Below are 851 nucleotides of genomic sequence, written 5' to 3' on the forward strand. Positions count from 1 at the left end.
CTCGCGCGCCGCCGCGGGCAGGCCGGTCGACGGCTTGGCGCCGGACCAGTTGAGCGTCCGGTGCGCAATGCCGCGCTCCGCACAGAGCTTTGCCATGCTGCGCGCTTCGACTGCTGCTTCCGGACGCAGGCCGTGGTCGATCGTCACCGCCAGCAGCCGGGCTGTCGGGGCGCTGCGGTCGAGGTGAGCCTTGAGGAGAAGAAGGAGGGCGGTCGAGTCGCTGCCGCCAGACACGGCCGCAAGCGCGCCGTTGGTAAAGTCGATCTGCGAAAAATTCGAAAGGTCAGGCTCGGTATCGAGCATCAATGCATGTCGCGCAAAAGTGGTCCCGGTTCTGGGACAACACGGCAAAGACTAGCACGCCGCCAGCGCCCTCTCCTGCTTGACGCGTTCCTTGAGCGCGGCCGAAATATCGGGATAGCGCTTGCCGATCTCGCCGAAGGTGGCGCAGGCGACATCCTTCTGCTTGAGGCCGACCAGCGACACGCCAAGCTTCAGGAGCATGTCAGGCGCCTTCTTGGCCTTCGGATAGTCCTTGCTGGCGGAGAGGAAAACCTCGGCAGCGTCATGATACTTCTGCTGGCCAAGCAGCGATTCGCCAAGCCAGTAATGCGCGTCCGCCGCCTTGGCGTCCTTCGGGAAGCGGGCGATGTGGTCGCGAAAACCCTGCTCGGCGGTGCTGTAGTCGCCCGACAGGATGAACTGGTAGGAGTTGCGGTAGATCTCTTCCGGGTTGTTGGTGGCAGGCAGCGCCGCCACCACCGTGCCGTCCGACTTGCCGGTCTTAGCCCCGGCAGCCGGCGCCTCGGCGGCGGGAGCCGCACCTTCCGCCGGCGCCGCTGCCTGCGTGT

The 851-nt window shown here is 65.9% G+C and carries 2 protein-coding genes; both read right to left on the minus strand.

Annotated features, from left to right (window positions below; translation table 11 throughout):
* The coding region (locus X726_RS0137175; RefSeq protein WP_031215664.1) for an ATP-binding protein at nucleotides 1-303 on the minus strand (303 nt) is incomplete at its 3' end.
* A gap of 51 nt (nucleotides 304-354) precedes the next feature.
* Nucleotides 355-851 (minus strand): tol-pal system protein YbgF (ybgF, locus tag X726_RS137245; protein ID WP_023673975.1); only part of this gene is annotated, 497 nt, incomplete at its 5' end.

Origin of the sequence: Mesorhizobium sp. LSJC285A00, assembly GCF_000503155.1 — a bacterium.
Lineage (GTDB): Bacteria > Pseudomonadota > Alphaproteobacteria > Rhizobiales > Rhizobiaceae > Mesorhizobium.